Origin of the sequence: Actimicrobium sp. CCI2.3, from assembly GCF_035019065.1 — a bacterium.
Taxonomy (GTDB): Bacteria; Pseudomonadota; Gammaproteobacteria; order Burkholderiales; family Burkholderiaceae_D; genus Actimicrobium.
Window position 1 is genome coordinate 1 of sequence record NZ_JASJWR010000006.1, and the last position, 17,846, is coordinate 17,846.

Sequence of the window (17,846 nt, forward strand, 5' to 3'; positions counted from 1 at the left end):
GGAGTGAGCCGCCTGCGCGGCTCACGGCGGGACGAAAAGGCACTCGCTTGCAAGCGAGTGAGCGGCCTGCCGCAGGTAATGCCATTCAGTTGAGCCCTGAACGTTATTTTTTATGCGCGATCTATTAAAAAAAGATTCACAAGCTGTTGACGCTTCGCCCTCATGCATTTTTCATTGCCACGCGAAGTCGTAGCTGACAAATAAATGACAATTCATGCCACTGTAATATTAGATTTTTATACTCACCGGTAGTCAGGCTTCTCCCTGATCTGCCGGTACCCATCGGCTGCCATTGCACCCAACTGTGGGAAATAAAAAATGTCCGATCTGCCGCAAGCCTCCCGTCGCCAGTTACTCAAATTTTTGGGCTGCGCTCCCATGCTTCCTTTGGGCGCTTTTGCGACCACGTCGTTGCTCGCTGGTTGCGGCGGCACGAATTCGTCGGTGGCACCGTCGATTACCGACTTCCTGTCAGTATCGTTTACGTCAATGCCTGCACCGTCACTGGCGATTGCCAAGGAAATGGCAACGACTACCGCGGGTTCCAGCATGAATGTGCTATACGCCGACAGCACGACGGTCAGTTACAAGTTGTCCTATCAGCCGTTCTTCATTACCGGCGACATGGTGTCCAATGGTGCCGGTGGCACCATTCTCAGTGGTGGATATGTCGATATCAATAATCGACCAATTATCGATCGTTCAGCAGCAGGCAAGACGCCACAGTTTTTTTCAGATGCACCGGACGGTACCTCGCTGCTATCGCTGGCTAGCCCAACGATCACCGGCCTCAAGGGAAAAGCCGTCTTCGCCGTCGTTCAGTTCGAATACACCACCCGCGATCAGGCAGGTGTCAGCCAATACGGCAGACTACCCTCCCCGATTGCCGTGCTGACGCTGGATCAGGATCAGACCACCGGCAAGCTGACGCTGGTCAGCTATCACAACGTGAATACGTCCGGCGTGCATGGCCTGTGGATTACTTGCGGTTCCAGCCTGTCGCCGTGGAACACGCATCTGTCGAGTGAAGAATACGAGCCGGATGCAACCGTTGCCGCGACCGATGCACAGTTCAAGGCATTCAGCCAAAACCTGTTTGGCAGTGAAACGGCAGCCAATCCCTACCACTATGGCCACCTGCCGGAAGTCACCGTCAACCCCGACGGCACCGGTTCGATCAAAAAGCATTACTGTCTTGGCCGCATCTCGCACGAACTGGTGCAAGTCATGCCCGACAACCGCACCGTCCTGATGGGCGATGACGCCACCAACAGCGGCCTGTTCGTGTTTGTCGCCGACCGCGAAAAGGACTTGTCGGCGGGTACCTTGTACGTCGGCAAGCTCGGCACCGGCTTTTCGATTGATCCGGCCGCAGCCGGTGCCGCGATCACCTGGATCAATCTTGGTCACGCCACCAGCGCGGAAATTGAAGGACTGGCCAATTCACTGAAGTCCACCGACATCATGACTGTCGTGACGACCGATCCCGCCGATGCCACCTTCACCAAGGTGTTCACCAACGGCACGGCCAACTGGATCAAGGTCAAGCCCGGCATGGAAAAAGCGGCGGCCTTTCTTGAAACACATCGTTATGCCTACCTCGCCGGTGGCAGCATGGGCTTCTCGAAGATGGAAGGCACCACCGTCAACATCAAGGACAAGATCGCCTACTCGGCGCTGCAAAATATCCAAGACTCGATGATCAGGACCGGCAAGGGCTGGAACGCAGCCAGCGGCATTGCCCTCGACAAGGCACTGGTGGCCGGCGGCATCATGGCCCACACACTGACCGGCGGACAAAAAGACCTGGGCGGCGCGGCAATCAACAGCGAATGGATGCCGGTGCAGATCAAGGCCTTGCTGATGGGTGAAGATATCGCTGCCGATGCATTGGGTAACAAAGCCAATCCAAACAAGATCGGCAATCCGGACAACATCAAGTTCTCGGAAGCCATGCGTACGCTGTTCATCGGCGAGGACAGCGGTTCGCACATCAACAATTTTGTCTGGGCCTACCACATCGATACCAAGGTATTGTCACGTCTTCTGTCGATGCCTTCCGGTGCCGAGGCGACCGGTCGGCATGTCGCCGACAACATCAATGGCTGGACCTACATCATGAGTAATTTCCAGCACGCCGGTGACTGGAGTTCACTACATGCGATCGTGCAGCCAACGCTTGATCCGCTGGTGCGCAACAATTACAAAGACCGTTACGGCGCAGCCGTCGGTTACCTGACTGCCGACCCGCTGAACATGAAGTTATCGAAGAGCTGATGCAAGTCAGTGCAGCGCAATAAAAAATGCCCGGCAATTGCCTTAATGCCGTTCAGTTAAGCCCCGAACGGCATTTTTTATGCGCGATCTGGTTGTAAACAAATTCGCAAGCTGTTAACGTTTCGGCCTCATGCTGGCCATGGATGGCACCACGTTACGTACCGCCAATAGCGTGGCTAACCGGACCCATTTCGGCGCTCAAGGATATGCCGGTGGCACGGTTGCGAGTTACCCGCAGGTGCGGGGCGTGACGGTGACGTCGATACCGACCCATCTGGTCGTCGATGCCACATTCGGTCCGTATGAAATTAACGAAATGCGATTCGTGGCCTGCTACAGCAGGCGCTGGCAAATCGAAACGAGTTATCGTGAATTGAAACAATCGATGATGGGTATGGCGCTGACCATACTCAGTAAGACCGTCGACGGTGTCATGCAGAAGATCTGGAGTGCGTTGACCGCCTATAACTTGATCCGTCTCGAAATCGCTAAAGCCGCTTTGGAGGCAAAGTGTGCGCCGACCGATATCAGTTTTATTCGCGCCTTTTACACCATTCATTCAGGCGCTTCGACGAACGCATAGCGCGTCGCCCTGCCCTGCCCGGTCCGAACAACTTTCCCTGCTCGCACCAGCCATTCCAGCCAACGCTTGGCGGTAGCAGAACTAGCTCGGTGGACGTCGCCCCTCCCTGACCAGGACGATGGCGTTCGCGCAAGACTTTCAACAGATTATCGGTAGGCAACACGGTATCGCTCCTGGAATCGGCTCATATTGGCTCGTATCAGCTCATAGTGAGCTGATACGAGCCAATATGAGCCGATTTAAACGATATGAGCGGATTCTCCAGGCCGGATGTCATCAATCCGCTCCTCCAACCCGAACAACGACAACTGCGTTCCCGGCTCCTCCTCCTCACCCAATCGCACCCCCGCGCCCAGCAACCGCACAGCCTGCTCACGCCGTCGAAACCCGGTCTCCAGTAGTGAGCGCAGCATGTCGCGATCAATCGTAGTGGCGACGCATTCGACCGTGGTCTGGTGGAAGTCAGCGAAGCGAATCTTAATGTAGAGCTTGTGGATATGCCGTTCGGCCTGCGCCCGCTGAACCCGCACGATCAGCATGTCGATCAGCGGCTCGAGTTCGGCAGCGCAAGCGGCCAGGTCAGGCAGATCAGTGACGTAGGTTTCCTCAACGCTGACTGATTTGCGCTCGGAGGCCGGATTGACTTCGCGCTCGTCGATACCCCGGCACAGACTGTAAAGTCGCTCGCCAAATTTGCCGAATTGTTGCAGTAGTTCGGCACGCGGCCAACTGCGCAAATCGGCGCAGACATGGGCACCAAGCGCATTGAGTTTGGCAGCGGTGACCTTGCCGACACCGTGCAATTTCTTGACCGGCAAGGCAGCGACGAAGGCATCGATCTCGTGCGGTCGCACTACGAACTGGCCATCGGGCTTGTTCCAGTCGCTGGCGATCTTGGCGATGAATTTGTTCGGTGCGATGCCGGCAGAGGCGGTGATGCCGACGGTCGCTTCGATGCGGGCGCGAATCTCTTGCGCGATCAGCGTGGCGCTACCGCCATGCTGGGTAGCGTCGGTGACATCGAGATAGGCTTCGTCCAGTGACAGTGGTTCAACCAGGTCGGTGTAATCGCGATAGATTGCCAGAATCTGCTTCGAGGCGAGGCGGTATTTTTCCATCGCCGGACGCAGCACGATCAGACCGGGACAACGCTTGACCGCTTGCGCCGTGGCCATCGCCGAGTGCACGCCGAAGCGGCGTGCTTCGTAATTGCAGGTGGCAACCACACCGCGCTGGTCAGCGCGCCCGCCGACGGCCACCGGCAGCAGGCGCAGCGACGGATCGTCACGCATTTCGACGGCAGCATAAAAACAATCGCAATCACAGTGAATGATCTTGCGCTGGCGGGGTGGTTTCAACGGGATGTGCTGGATGGCATTGGGGCCTCATTTTAACGGCCTGCCGATAAAAAAACCGCCGCCCGTATTACGGGGCGACGGCTCGATGTGCCGCGTGCTGTCAGTTGCCGATGTTGGCTTTTGCACCTGCTTTAATATCCGCAGCAAGCCGTGCCTTGCGCTCACGCGCCGACGCACGTTTTTCGGCTTGCAGATCGGACTCGGCCAGCGCCTTGCTGTCGTTGTACTGCTCTTTGGCCAAATCTTTCTTCATCTTGGCGTCGTCCTTGGCGGCCGCATCTTCTTCGCGCTTCTGGACATACGGGTCGGCCGGCGGCGCGACTGATACCGCACCGCTAACACCGGCACCGACCACCGGCTTGGCCGGGCTCATCGGTGTGACGGCCACCGGCGCGGTGGTTCCCGCGTTGGAATTCACGCCGGCACCGACGGAGAGCGATTGCGCACCCGCAAAACTGGCGACTACGAGAATAGCTGAGCCGAATAGAACTTGAGTTGATTTCATCATGATGGAATCCTTGATCGAGGCATGCAGGCTGGACGACAATCCGTCCGGAAAAATGACCGGGTGAAATGAATTCCACGTTATTGCGGTCATGGCTGGTTGATGACTTCACCTTAGCAGAGGGTAATCGTCAGACCTCTTTCACCATTTTTTATTACATCTTCCCGGAGTGCCGGAACCTGCTCAGGGCGTGCGCGGTTTTTGCAGCAATTCCTTGAGCATCGCCATCCGGTCCTTCGGCGAGATGATTTCCGCTTCCGTTGGTACTGCCTCGCCTTCGTCGAGTTTCATTTCCGGGATAAAGCGCGACATCTCGCAATTGATACTTTCGCGCGCCCGCTTGCGGCGCTTGCACCAGCTCACGTGCAAGGTGCGCTGCGCCCGCGTAATGCCGACGTACATCAAGCGGCGTTCTTCCTGAATGCGTGCGCCCAGCGTCTCGAGCGGCGCATCAGGATCTCCCTTGTGCGGCAGGATGCCTTCCTCGACACCGATCAGAAAAACGTGCGGAAATTCCAGCCCCTTGGACGCATGCAATGTCGACATGCGGACCGCGTCCTGCTCTTCGTCTTTCCCTTCCAGCATCGTCATCAGTGCGACCATCTGGGTCAGTTCAAGCAGACTTTTTTCGGGTGCTTCGCCGTCCTTGCCGCCGGTGCATTTTTCCTTCAGCCAGCCGGTAAAGTCGACCACGTTTTCCCATTTGCTCTGCGCCTGGCGATCGTCGAAATTGTCGTACAAGTAGTACTCGTAATTGATCGCTTTCATCATGTCATCAAGGATCTCGGCAGCATCGTCGCCGCTGCCGTTCGCGCGCTCTTCGAGCTGCCGGATGAAATTGCCGAACTCGCGCAACGGCTTGAGCTGGCGATCCGGCAGCTTCGCGTCGAGCCCGCCCTTGAAGACCGCTTCAAACAGCGAGCATTGCCATTGGCCAGCGAACGTACCGAGTACTTCGAGCGTCGACTGACCGACGCCGCGCTTGGGCGTGGTCACCGCGCGGATGAAGGCCGGATCATCGGAGCCATTGGCGATCAGTCTCAGGTAGCTGATGATGTCCTTGATTTCGGCTCGGTCAAAATAGCTCTGGCCGCCCGACATCGTGTACGGAATACGTTCGCGACGCAGGGCCTTTTCAAGCACCCTGGCCTGATGATTACCGCGATACAGGATCGCGTAATCCGAAAATTTCGCCCGCCGTTCGAAGCGGTGCGCCGACAGCATGATGGCGACCTGATCGGCTTCGATTTCATCGTCCTCCATCGCCATGACCTTGACCGGATCACCGAGGCCGTGCTCGGACCAGAGTGACTTGTCGAACAGTTTCGGGTTGTTTGAAATGACGGCATTGGCGGCGCTAAGAATGCGCGTGCTGGAGCGGTAATTCTGTTCGAGCTTGATGACCTTCAGGTCCGGGAAATCAACCTGGAGAGTCTTCAGGTTTTCGATGGTCGCGCCACGCCAGGCGTAGATGGCCTGATCGTCGTCGCCCACCGCCGTAAAAAGCGGCTTCTTGCCCACGCCGGTGACCATCAGCTTGACCAGTTCGTACTGGCAGGTATTGGTGTCCTGGTACTCGTCGACCAGCAGATAACGCAAGCGTCGCTGCCACTTGTCGCGCACCGCTTCGTTACTGCGAAACAGTTCGACCGGCAGCCGGATCAAGTCATCAAAATCGACTGCCTGATAGGCCGACAGCGTGGCGACATAGCTGCGATAGATACGCGCGGCCTCGGCTTCTTCTTCATCGACGGCTTGCTTGACGGCGGTGTCGGGATCGATCAAACCGTTCTTCCATAGCGACATCGCACCCTGGATGCGACGGATCAATTGCTTGTCCGTGGTGATCGCCAGATCCTGCACCAGCGAAAAACAATCGTCGCTATCCATAATTGAAAAGCGATCCTTCAGCCCGAGCTGGCGCGCTTCCTGGCGCAGGATTTTGACGCCCAGCGAATGGAAGGTGCTGACCGTCAATTGCTTGGCCTGACGCGGTTGCTTGAGCAGTTTGGCGATGCGCTCCTGCATTTCCAGCGCAGCCTTGTTGGTGAAAGTCAGCGCCGCAATATGCTTGGGTTCGTAGCCGCAATCCTCAATCAGGTGAGCGATTTTTTGCGTAATCACGCGCGTCTTGCCGGAACCGGCACCGGCCAGGACAAGGCACGGACCATCGAGGTAATAAACCGCTTCGCGCTGCGGGGCATTGAGGCCAAACGAAGGGGTCGAGGACATGGAGTCAGTGAGATATCGGTGTGGGTTGCTGATTGTACAGACCACGTTTGGACGACGTCGACGTGCGCAACATTATGCTATTTTTGGTCAGGCAACTTGGCTGATTTCGGTAATTTCACCCTACGAGCACACATCGAAAAATGGTAAGCTTCGCGGGATTTTTAGCTCGATTCAACCCTCCCGCGCTAGGCACCAATGACTAATCAGTTTTTTGAAAAACCGATTTTAAACACGCCTTACGGCTATCCGTCCCGGCACTGGGAACTCGACAGCAGCGGTCAACCGACCCAGAAAATTATTGGAAGTCGTCGCAGCGCCGAATTCATTACACCGATCCCCAAGCCAAAAAAAAGCAAAGGCGTACTGCAGTTAACCACGATGACGTTCGACGAAGGACGTGCACAGTCACGATGCCGATGACATCGCTTGCTGGTTCATCGATACCGACTACAACGAAGAAAGTTTTTTTGTAAGACAGGCGTATTTTCTGGGTGCAAATGATCCGTACAAAGCCTTGAAGACAACGCTCAAAGCAGAGATCAATGCAGAAGCATGGGCCACCCTGAACAGTGAAACCTCACGGCCGTTTGCCGAACCGAAATCGGGACGGGTAGCGGTGAAGGTGATCAATCATTTGGGGGACGAAGTGATGAAGGTATTCAGGACTACCTGAGTTTGCAGACCAAAAATGATGCACGAAACAATTTTCAGCAGAGGAACGATATGGCGTTGATCGAAGGCTTCCGGGTTCAGAACTATCGCGCCTTGCGGGACGTGACGTTAGGCAGATTGTCGGCTCAAAAAACTGGTGCGCCGCTCACGCCGTTCACCGTTGTCATTGGAAAGAACGGCGTGGGCAAGAGCACACTGTTTGATGCATTCGGCTTTATCGCGGACTGCCTGACACATGATGTCGAGACCGCGTGCGATATGAAGGATAGGGGCGGCTTCGAACGGCTGCACTCGGCTGAAACGGATGCGCCGATTCGCTTTGAAATCTATTACCGTGAAGCCTCAGGCGAACGACCCATCACCTATGAGCTATCGATTGGACTCGATGACACGGGACGACCGTTCGTCGAGAGTGAACTGCTCAAGCAGCGTCGAAAAAATTCGAAGAGTGGTCAGCCGTTTCCGTTTCTGCGCTTGACGCGTGGCACCGGTCATGTATGGGCGGGCGAAGTCGCCGTGCAACTGGATGGCGAAGAGGATAACGGCAAAGAGGCTGTCGAATTAACTGACCTGCGTCAGCTTGGTATCGCTACGCTTGGTACCTTGAAAGAGCATCCACGCATCAAGCGTTTTCGCGATTTTCTCAAGGGCTGGTACCTGTCTTACTTCTATCCTGATGCTGCACGCAGCCTGCCTTCGGCCGGGCCGCAAAAGCATTTGAATAGCCACGGTGACAATATCGGCAACGTGGTGCAGTTCATGGAGCGCGAGCACAAAGCGCGTTTCGCGACGATCCTGCAACGCATCGCTGACAAAATTCCCGGCGTATCCAGCATCAGCACAAAGGTCACCGATGACAAACGCGTGCTGTTGCAGTTCAATGATGGCGCATTCGCCGATCCGTTTTTTGCACAGCAGATGTCAGACGGCACATTAAAGGTGTTTGCTTATTTACTGCTGCTCGAAGATCCCGAACCGCCTCCGTTCATCTGTATCGAAGAACCGGAAAACGGCCTGTATCACAAGCTGCTGGAAACCCTGGCGATCGAATTTCGCGCGCATGCGACAGGGAAAAAGAACGCACCACAGATTTTTGTTACTACTCACCAGCCGTATTTTGTCGATGCGTTGTCGCCTGAAGAAGTCTGGATTCTGGAGAAGGGGATTGATGGCTACTCGACGGTACGGCGCGTGTCCGACATGGAAATTGTGCGCAATCTGGTAGCCGAAGGATTGCCACTCGGCGGCCTTTGGTACAGCGACTATCTCGATGCGAGGTAGCCATGCACATTGAAATACTGAGTGAGGACAGTTCGGGAAAAAAACTGCTGGAAGCCCTGATGCCTCAATTGCTAGGTGTACAGGGCGAACCGCATACATGGCGCATCAATGCTTACAAGGGAATCGGAAGAGTCCCGGCAGGGTTGACTGCGAAGGGTGACGCGGCAAATCGCATTCTGCTTGACCAGCTACCCAGGCTTTTGCGTGGATACGCAATGACGCCGGGGTACGAAGCAATTGTCGTTGTAATGGATGCCGATGACCAGATTCCCAAAGTCATGCTGGATAAATTGAATGCACTTGCGTTGAAGTGCAATGCTGCGGAGATCACCCGATTCTGTCTGGCCATCGAAGAGACAGAAAGTTGGTACTTGGGTGATAGGGAAGCTTTATTGAAAGCGTATCCTCGCGCCAAGAAAGATGTGCTCGTCCGCTATGTTCAAGACAGTATTTGCGGCACATGGGAGCTCTTGGCTGATGCGGTATATCCAGGAGGAGCGGCAGCCGTCAAGAAAGAAGGTTGGCCGCTGCCTGGTCAGATCAAGCACGAATGGGCAGAAAAGATGGGGCCGCTCATGGTCGTCGAGCGCAATGTATCTCCCAGCTTTGGAAATGTGTGCGCACAACTGCGACACCTTATTAGCTAATCAAGGCCTGCCCATGTGCTCGTGCCGAAGACGCCTTACTTCAGCACGACACCATCCGCATCACGCAACTCAACCGGTCCCAATTTGAACGGCTCGAATTGCGGTGCGATGCTGGCTTTGTCGCCTACCGCGATGACGATCATTTTTTTTGGTTGCAGATACTTGGCGGCGACTGCCTGCGCCTGTTTCGCGGTGACGGCGGCATAACGTGCGGGCAATCCGACGTAGTAATCGCGACCCAGGTCGTAGATAAAAATATTGGCCAGTGAGGCACCAATGGCCTGATTGGTTTCAAAGCGTCCCGGTAGCGACAGGATCTGTGAATTGCGCGCATTGGTTATCTCGGCCGCTCCCATTGTTGCGCCGGTCATGCCACGGATTTCCTTGAAAATTTCTGCTACGGCCACGCCCGTCACGTCGCTGCGGATGCTGCCGGCAACGGCAAATGGTCCCGGCGCACGGCGATAGTCAAAGCCGGACGTGGTGCCGTAGGTGTAGCCTTTTTCTTCGCGCAGGTTGCTGTTGATACGGCTGGTGAACAAGCCGCCGAGCGCAGCATTCATCACCTGCAAGGCGTCGAAATCAGGCGTCTTGCGAGCGGGGCCAAGGACAGCTACGCGGATCGCGGTTTGCGGCGCGCCGGGCTTGTCGACGAGGATTAGTCTTGCGCTGGTCGGCTGGGCCAATCCGAGCGTTGCCTGCTCGCTGACCACGCCTTTCCACTCGCCGAAGCGAGTTTCGGCCAACGCTGTCAGTGCCTCGCGGGTGATGTCGCCAGACACGACGAGCGCAGCATTGCCGGGAACGTAATGCTTCTTCCAGAAACCGTCGAGGTCGGCACGACCAGTGGCCTTGACCGCGGCCTCGTCACCGAGTTCGGACCTGCCGTACGGATGCACGTCACCATACAGTGCGGCCAGCTCGACACGGGTTGCGACGGCGGGTGCATTCTCGCGTTCCTGACTGAGATCACCGAGCCGGCTACTCCGTGCGCGCTCGATTTCTTCGGCCGGAAATGCCGGGTGCTGGACCATATCGGCCAGCACATCAAGCGACTGGCTGAAGTTGGCTTTGAGCGACATCACCGATACCATCGAGGCATCGGCATTCGACCCGGTCATCATGAACGCACCAAGCTGCGCGAGTTCATCGGCGATCTGCGGTGCGCTTCGACTGGTCGTGCCTTCCTCCAGCATGTGTGCGGTAAAACTGGCCAATCCCGGCTGCCCGGCAGGGTTCGCGCCAGAGCCGCTGCGCAATACCAGTTCGGCAGCCACAAGCGGCAATGCCGGATTGAAGTTGTGGATCACCGTCAAGCCGTTGGCGAGCGTGAAGCTGTCGCCCGTGGGCAGCGTGAACGGTTTCAATGGCTGGCCCTTCGGTACTTGCCGACGCCATGGCTCATCCTTGTTCAGTGACGTGATCGGTTCAACCGGTCCTTTCACGACCGGCGGTGTCGGCACTTCCGCGCCAAGTTGTTTCTGGCCCGGCATGCCGTGCACGACCACGCGGGCATTTGACGCCAATTGCGCGTTGATGACGTGCTTGACGTCGGCAGCAGTGACTTGACGGTAGCGCTCGATGTCCTTCGCCAAATAGCCGGGATCACCAAGGTACTGGTTGTACTGATTCAGTTGGTTGGCCAGACCTTCGCCACCGACTTTTTCGAGACGGGTCAGCATCGCCGTTTCGATAGTGTTGCGGGCGCGCGCGACTTCCTTGTCATCGGGACCATTCTTGCGTAACAGCTGCAACTGCTCGTCGATCGCCGCTTCGATTTCTTTGACATCGTGACCCGGTCGCGCGGTCACCGAGACCACAAACATCGAGGTCAGCGCGTTCGATCCCTGCGAGGCACTGACTTCCTGCGCGATCTGCTTGTCATAGACCAGCGACTTGTAGAGTCGGCTGGATTTTCCGCCTCCAAGGATTTGTCCGGCAATCGCCAGCTCGGCATCACCCGGCTGGTACGCCGGCGACGTCAGCCAGGCCATGTAGACCCGTGGCAGCTCGATCTGATCGGTCACGACGGCTCGTCGCTCGCTGGTGATGGCAGGCGTGACGACAACCGGCTTCGTCAGTTCGGGACCGCGCTTGAAAGAGCTGAAATATTTGGCCACCAGTGCCTTGGTGCGGACCTTGTCGATATCGCCGACGATGACGAGGCTGGCATTATTGGGTCGGTAATACTGCGTGAAAAAGTGCTTGATGTCGCCCAGTTTGGCGGACTGGATATCGGCATGCGAGCCCATGATGCTGGCGTAGTACGGGTGCGTCTTGGGAAATAGCTGGTGAAACAGGGCTTCTTCGACGATGCCATAGGGCGCGTTTTCGATGCTTTGGCGACGCTCGTTGCGCACTACGTCAATCTGGTTGGTTAGCGCAATCTGGTCGAGCACATCAAGCATGTAGCCCATGCGATCGGCGTGTACCCACAGTGCCAGTTCGAGCTGGTTCGATGGCACGGTATCAAAATAGTTGGTGCGATCGAAATCGGTACTGCCATTGGAATCGGTCGCCCCGGCACCTTCGAGCAATTTGTCCGCCTTGCCACGTGGCACGTGCTTCGACGCGGCAAACATCATGTGTTCGAACAAATGAGCAAATCCGGTCAGGCCGGGCGCTTCGTTGGCGGGACCGACGTGGTACCAGAGATTGACTGCCGTCAACGGCAAGCGGTGGTTTTCAACCAGAATGACGTCTAGCCCGTTGGGTAATGTGTATTTCTCGAACGGGACTTGCGGCACCGACAGGTTGACAGCATTCACCGCCTCCGCTGCTGACACTGGCGATGACAACACCGCGCATAGGACGAGCACTAAGGCGGGTAACGCCAGCAATTGGTGGGGTTTCATTGATTGCTCCGGGGATGTGGTGGACGCAGGGCTGGTGACGCCTTACCGACGGATTATGCCAGCGCTCTGCAGGGCGCGCAGCCAAGGCAGCTGACTGCTTGGACGCACGCCACCCCAAAGTTCGGCAGCGGTGCCATGCATGACTGCGCTGCAGCGGCTGGGACTGACGTGAATCAATCGAAGGATTAACTTTTGCATCAGAAAAAGGTGTGTCTGATTAACTTGACGCGCGTTGGAGATGCGCCTTTGCTTGCAAAGCAACCGTTGCGGCCCGATATTGATGCTTATATTTAACGCTCAATGAAATGGCACTCGCATGAAATTTACCCACTTGATCGAAATCAATGATCCGCTTCTGCCCTTGGTAGACATGCTGACGCGCGAGCAACTCTGGCTGGGGCTGGTATTGCGCGCCAAAGCACCGAAATTGTTTGTGCCCTATCTGGACGGCTGTTCGATCACGCACTCTTCCGATGTGGGGTTTTCACGCGAATTGCAGTACGGCGATCTGGTTATTCGCGACGAGGTGACACTGACACCGGTCCATACTGTCCATTACGCGATACCGCAACAGAAAGATATTGCGCCGTCGTCGTTGACCATGACTATCGAGGAACCGCAGCCAGAGTTGTTCTTTGTCCGGTTTTCGTATGAAGACAGCCAGCGTGAAGAAGATGGCTCCGTCGATGCGTTTTATAACGAATTTCGGCATTCAGCCTATCAGGAAGCAGATATCGACACGGTGCGCCTGATCCGTCAGATGGCACAGGATGGCGAACTGCACTGAACAGGATTCAGATATCCACCGGGTCGACTTCGACCGACCAGCGCGCCCTTGTTTTGATCTCGCGCAGCGCAACGATCCATACCGTGAGAAAGGCCTGTAACGCCGGACGCGAGGGCGATTCCACCAGTAACTGGGCGCGGTCGACATTGGCAACGCGCGTCATGGTCATCGGAATAGGATCGTTGATGATGATGCCGTCCTGTTTCACCGCTGCGGCCGCTGCGTGCAGAAATTCAAGCGCGATTGGCAGTTCGCGGGCTTCTGCTCGCAGCAATGCTTGATAAATAAATGGCGGCAAGCCGGCTTGACGACGTTCCGCCAGCAACTCGTTGGCAAAGCGGTCGTAGTTGTGCGCGATGATGGCTGCATAGAGCGGGTGTTGCGGATAGCGCGTCTGAATCAGCACTTCGCTGGGACTTCCTCCCTCTTTCGGCGCAGCCCGTCCAGCCCGCCCCGCCACCTGCATCAACTGCGCGAACAAGCGCTCGCTGGCCCGATAGTCTTGCGAAAACAGGGCGGTATCGGGATTAAGAATTCCAACCAGAGTCAAGTTCTTGAAGTCATGCCCTTTGGCAACCATCTGGGTACCAATCAGAATATCGACTTCCCCGCGATGCACGCTATCAAAAGCGGCCTGGGCACTTCCCTTGCGTCGGGTCGAGTCTGCATCAATGCGAAGTAACCGTGCCTCCGGCAACAAGCTCTGCAGCCCTTCCTCGACCCGCTGGGTACCGCGACCAAGAGGCTGGATATCCACGTTGCCGCAAGTCGGGCAGGATTTCGGAATACGATGTTCGAGCCCACAATGATGGCACCGCAGTCGATAATCGGGCTTGTGTAACACCATGAAGGCCGTGCAACGGGTGCAATTGCTGATCCACCCACAGGCATCGCAAGCCAATACCGGGGCATAGCCGCGTCTGTTCAGGAATAACAACGATTGTTCGCCGCGCGCCAATCTTGATTTGAGCGCTGCCAGCAAAGTCGTGGTGATGCCTTCGAATGGCTTGTCATGCTCCATGTTGATCAAACTCACTTTAGGCAAGACGGCATCACGCACTGCCCTGTCACGCAGATCAAGTTGGCGGTAACGTCCCGACTGGGCGTGATGCCAGGTTTCCAATGACGGCGTTGCCGAACCCAGCACCAGCGGTATGGCCAACTGACGTGCGCGCCAAACCGCCAGATCACGCGCCGAATAACGCAAGCCCTCCTGTTGCTTATACGATGGATCGTGCTCTTCATCGATGATGATCAGCTTGAGATGCGGAAACGAGGCCAGCAGGGCCAATCGGGTACCGAGGATAATTCGGGCATGTCCTAAATGCGCCGCCAGCCAGTTACGCAGGCGCTCGCCTTCCGCCAGCCCGCTATGCAATGTCACCATCATGACTGTCGGAAAACGAGCGCGGATATTGCCTTCAAGCTGCGGCGTCAGGTTGATCTCGGGCACCATGATCAGAATCTGCGACGGGTTGTCGATGTCGCTAGCCTGGCTAAGAATCGTCGCCGCGGCATGCAAATACACTTCGGTTTTACCACTGCCCGTCACCCCGTAAAGCAAGTGCGGCAAATAACCCGTCGCGCTGGCAATCGCGTTTGCCGCAGTGCGCTGAGCAGGATTGAGTGCGGGCACATTCGCAGGTGTTGCATCATGCGTAACACGAGGCTGCTGGAGCTTTTTTAGTGCGTTATCTAGCGAAACCAACTGCAATCCGCGCAGATTTTTCGGTAATGCCGGAATCACCACCTCACCGAGCGGACGGTGATAGTAAGCCGCAGCAAAGCGGCATAGCGCTAGCCAGGAAGAACTTAACGGCGGAAGTTGTACATGTACAGCAAGCGCGTCCTTGAGCTTTTCGGCAGGAACCTCCGTGCTAGTACCAATCCCGACGATCATTGCGGCAACGTCACGTCGACCGAATGGAACGATGGCGATATGTCCGATCTTAGGCACTTGATCACTATCTGCTTGCTGTGACCAGCGATAGTCGAAACAGACATTGAGCGGTGCGTCGATTGCGACGGTCAGGATGCAAGGTTGCACGAGTTAAGGTAATCCTTAAGAACAAAAGCTAACTATCAGTTTCAAAAGCACTTTTGGACAGATTCCCGGCTCCTGTGGATAACTTTGTGGATAAAGGCCTATTGACAAGCCGGAACCCTAGTATTCATGCGGGTCTCTAGGAATTACACAAAAGAGATGAAAAAATTTAGTTCTTTAAAATCAATGAGTTAAAAAATATGCTGGAAGACAAAAAAATAAGTCTTTAAATAAAATTACGTCGATTTAGCCCGTATTAATTTTGTGAATAAGTTAGAAATAGAATGACTGTTACTGTTGACTTTTCATTTCTCTTGGTTAGTTTTAAGGAAAAACTTATCGAAAAATACAACCGGGATAAAACCATCATGTCAACAGTACGGAAATTGGCCTATTCCCGAAAGCGCCGATCATTACTTCGCGTAAAACATGAAGTAGTGGCGTAACACCCCGATTTGAAAGCACTTTTAACTCTATCCACAATAACTGTGGATAACTTTGTGGATAAGTGACTCTTGACAAGCCACGAGACCAGCGCTGATGCGGGATTCAACATATTGCCCTTTGTAACAGCGAAAATTTTATTCATTAAAATCATAGACTTACATTTACCCAGTAAGAGCTAAATTTTAATTTGAAAAAAATATTTTTCTTTTTATCCGTGTCTGATTTTGTGCATAAGGTCTTTTTGAGACACAACAAATTCAGTTATTGGAAGGCTCAAATCGTCGAGCGGCTTAGGCTATGTACCGCCTCAACCATCACGGCAACCGCATCTGGTTGCGTGAACTGCGAAATACCATGACCAAGATTGAAAACATGACCGTGCCCCATCGAAGGTGCCCCATAGGACGCAAGTGTTCTGGCTACCTCCGCATGAATCTGTTCGGGCTTAGCAAACAAGGCGACGGGATCAAGATTTCCCTGCAAAGCGACCTTGTCGCCGACCAGGGCACGAGCGCGGCCAAGATTGACAGTCCAGTCAAGGCCAACCGCATCGGCACCGATATCAGCGATCTGGTCGAGCCACAGCCCGCCTCCCTTGGTGAAGACAATACAAGGAATACGCACACCGTCCTGATCGAGGTTTAATTGCGCCACAACCTGTCGCATATAATCCAGCGAAAATTGTTGATAGGCACCATCTGCTAGTGCTCCGCCCCAGCTATCGAAAATCATCACGGCTTGTGCGCCGGCTGCAATCTGGGCGTTAAGATATCCGGCCACCGCGGTCGCATTAATCGACAAAATGCGATGCATTAAGTCAGGCCGGTCGTAGAGCATGCTTTTCACCCGCCGAAAATCATCTGAGCCACCGCCTTCGACCATATAGCAAGCAAGCGTCCACGGACTACCAGAAAAACCAATCAGCGGAACACGACCATTAAGCTCAGTGCGGATCTGCGTTACTGCGTCGTAGACGTACTGCAAATCACCCAGATCCGGCACTTGCAACGCCATCACAGCAGCCTCATCTCGAAGTGGCCGCTCGAATTTTGGACCTTCACCATCGGCAAAATAAAGACCCAAGCCCATCGCATCTGGCACAGTCAAGATGTCAGAAAACAAAATTGCGGCATCCAGCGGAAAACGATCAAGTGGTTGCAGGGTTACCTCGGTTGCATAATCGGGATTTTTAGCTAACCCCAAGAATGAACCGGCACGAGCGCGTGTAGCGCGATATTCCGGCAAGTAACGACCAGCCTGGCGCATTAGCCAGACGGGCGTGTATTCAGTAGGTTGACGCAATAAGGCGCGAAGAAAGGTATCGTTTTTCAGCGGAGCAAACTTGGTAGACATCAGGCGAATCCTGGGAACATCGAAGAAGTCGGTATTATCGCCCAAAGCACTATCAGGGAATCATAAAGCGCCACCCGGATTGCAATTGCTCCGCGCATCGATCCGCATCGCAAAAATGCGGATCGAATCCGAAGCTCCGTGATTGTTCAAGCTGCAGCTGCAACAGCAGTAGAACCGTACAGTCACCGTACACGTAGTCTGTGGATGTCTTGGGACTGACGAACTAGCTACCAATCAGGACGTCTTGCGCAATGTCCCAATCCGGCTTAGGATTTCCGCCGGAGGGAAAAATGCAGAATACTATTCGCAGTCTTGTCTACGTCAGTCGTTCAATGCAGCGCATGTCACTGAACGAACTTAATAAGTTGTTGATTCAGGCCCGCACATCCAATCAAGCGACTGGGATTTCTGGCGTTCTGCTCCATCATGATGGCTTGTTCTTGCAACTGATGGAGGGTGAACCAGGGGCAATTGATACGCTATTAAAAAAAATCATGGTTGATCGTCGCCACGAAGGTGTGTTGATTCTTCTTGATTCGCTACGGGATCGCCCGCGTATGTTCCCGGACTGGAAAATGGGTTTTTATCATTTTTCATCGATTGAGAGCGTGGTAGGTCCGGGCCTCATGGAAAATGCCACGACAGACATGGACAATGCGATCCGGTTAGTCGATCCCGAAGATCCGGTCTCCATCCTTATGGCGACCGTATGGAAAGCGAACCGTCAACATTTTGATCGGACTCCACTAGCGTAGTACAGCACGTCCCTAATATCAGTTGCCCTTACACCGCTGCGGTTTGCTCC

11 protein-coding genes and 3 pseudogenes are annotated in these 17,846 nt (G+C 55.0%); 8 read left to right on the top strand and 6 right to left on the bottom strand.

The features are described from left to right. Positions 1–318 precede the first annotated feature (318 nt). Entirely contained in the window at positions 319–2,277 is a 1,959-nt protein-coding gene (locus QN370_RS04950) for a PhoX family protein (RefSeq protein WP_322125903.1), read from the top strand. A gap of 124 nt (positions 2,278–2,401) precedes the next feature. After that, positions 2,402–2,833: pseudogene (locus QN370_RS04955) on the top strand (transposase); the annotation flags it as partial. A gap of 266 nt (positions 2,834–3,099) precedes the next feature. On the opposite strand, the gene dinB reads toward QN370_RS04955, so the two are convergent. From dinB to QN370_RS04970, 3 genes are all read right to left on the bottom strand, one after another. Beyond that, complete coding sequence (gene dinB / locus QN370_RS04960; RefSeq protein ID WP_322125902.1) at positions 3,100–4,218, bottom strand: DNA polymerase IV; 1,119 nt, start codon at positions 4,216–4,218, stop codon at positions 3,100–3,102. Positions 4,219–4,318: 100 nt separating this feature from the next. After that, on the bottom strand, positions 4,319–4,726 hold the full coding sequence (locus tag QN370_RS04965; RefSeq protein ID WP_322125901.1) for a hypothetical protein: 408 nt from the start codon (positions 4,724–4,726) through the stop codon (positions 4,319–4,321). A 180-nt stretch (positions 4,727–4,906) separates the two neighbouring features. Continuing rightward, entirely contained in the window at positions 4,907–6,955 is a 2,049-nt protein-coding gene (locus QN370_RS04970; protein WP_322125900.1) for a UvrD-helicase domain-containing protein, read from the bottom strand. Between the two features lie 195 nt (positions 6,956–7,150). On the opposite strand from QN370_RS04970, the pseudogene QN370_RS20695 reads away from it, so the two are divergent. The 4 genes and pseudogenes from QN370_RS20695 to QN370_RS04985 form a co-directional block, all read left to right on the top strand. After that, a pseudogene (locus QN370_RS20695) lies at positions 7,151–7,351 on the top strand (hypothetical protein); the annotation flags it as partial. Beyond that, a pseudogene (locus tag QN370_RS04975) lies at positions 7,341–7,628 on the top strand (hypothetical protein); the annotation flags it as partial. The pseudogenes QN370_RS20695 and QN370_RS04975, both read left to right, overlap by 11 nt. A gap of 50 nt (positions 7,629–7,678) precedes the next feature. Next, positions 7,679–8,908, top strand: a complete 1,230-nt coding sequence (locus QN370_RS04980; protein WP_322125898.1) for an AAA family ATPase — start codon at positions 7,679–7,681, stop codon at positions 8,906–8,908. A gap of 2 nt (positions 8,909–8,910) precedes the next feature. After that, the gene (locus QN370_RS04985; protein WP_322125897.1) at positions 8,911–9,555 is read left to right on the top strand and encodes a hypothetical protein; all 645 of its coding nucleotides are present in this window, start codon (positions 8,911–8,913) and stop codon (positions 9,553–9,555) included. Between the two features lie 35 nt (positions 9,556–9,590). Here the strand turns inward: QN370_RS04985 and QN370_RS04990 are convergent, their stop codons facing one another. Then, the gene (locus QN370_RS04990) at positions 9,591–12,410 is read right to left on the bottom strand and encodes a pitrilysin family protein (RefSeq protein ID WP_322125896.1); all 2,820 of its coding nucleotides are present in this window, start codon (positions 12,408–12,410) and stop codon (positions 9,591–9,593) included. A gap of 316 nt (positions 12,411–12,726) precedes the next feature. Between QN370_RS04990 and QN370_RS04995 the strand changes: the two genes are divergently transcribed. After that, a complete protein-coding gene (locus QN370_RS04995) occupies positions 12,727–13,197 on the top strand; it encodes an SRPBCC family protein (RefSeq protein ID WP_322125895.1) in 471 nt (156 codons plus the stop codon). A gap of 7 nt (positions 13,198–13,204) precedes the next feature. Here the strand turns inward: QN370_RS04995 and QN370_RS05000 are convergent, their stop codons facing one another. Further along, positions 13,205–15,244 carry a primosomal protein N' gene (locus QN370_RS05000; protein WP_322125894.1) on the bottom strand — a complete coding sequence of 680 codons (2,040 nt, stop codon included), beginning with the start codon at positions 15,242–15,244 and terminating at the stop codon, positions 13,205–13,207. Positions 15,245–15,961: 717 nt separating this feature from the next. Beyond that, on the bottom strand, positions 15,962–17,041 hold the full coding sequence (gene hemE / locus QN370_RS05005; RefSeq protein WP_322125893.1) for a uroporphyrinogen decarboxylase: 1,080 nt from the start codon (positions 17,039–17,041) through the stop codon (positions 15,962–15,964). 251 nt (positions 17,042–17,292) lie between these two features. On the opposite strand from hemE, the gene QN370_RS05010 reads away from it, so the two are divergent. Next, entirely contained in the window at positions 17,293–17,796 is a 504-nt protein-coding gene (locus QN370_RS05010) for a BLUF domain-containing protein (protein WP_322125892.1), read from the top strand. Positions 17,797–17,846 lie beyond the last annotated feature (50 nt).

Bases quoted from the DNA above. Each gene is read 5' to 3' on its own strand.
- QN370_RS04950 (WP_322125903.1), top strand. From the start codon at position 319: ATGTCCGATCTGCCGCAAGCCTCCCGTCGCCAGTTACTCAAATTTTTG.
- QN370_RS04965 (WP_322125901.1), bottom strand. From the start codon at position 4,726: ATGATGAAATCAACTCAAGTTCTATTCGGCTCAGCTATTCTCGTAGTC.
- QN370_RS04970 (WP_322125900.1), bottom strand. From the start codon at position 6,955: ATGTCCTCGACCCCTTCGTTTGGCCTCAATGCCCCGCAGCGCGAAGCG.
- QN370_RS04980 (WP_322125898.1), top strand. From the start codon at position 7,679: ATGGCGTTGATCGAAGGCTTCCGGGTTCAGAACTATCGCGCCTTGCGG.
- QN370_RS04985 (WP_322125897.1), top strand. From the start codon at position 8,911: ATGCACATTGAAATACTGAGTGAGGACAGTTCGGGAAAAAAACTGCTG.
- QN370_RS04990 (WP_322125896.1), bottom strand. From the start codon at position 12,410: ATGAAACCCCACCAATTGCTGGCGTTACCCGCCTTAGTGCTCGTCCTA.
- QN370_RS04995 (WP_322125895.1), top strand. From the start codon at position 12,727: ATGAAATTTACCCACTTGATCGAAATCAATGATCCGCTTCTGCCCTTG.
- hemE (WP_322125893.1), bottom strand. From the start codon at position 17,041: ATGTCTACCAAGTTTGCTCCGCTGAAAAACGATACCTTTCTTCGCGCC.
- QN370_RS05010 (WP_322125892.1), top strand. From the start codon at position 17,293: ATGTCCCAATCCGGCTTAGGATTTCCGCCGGAGGGAAAAATGCAGAAT.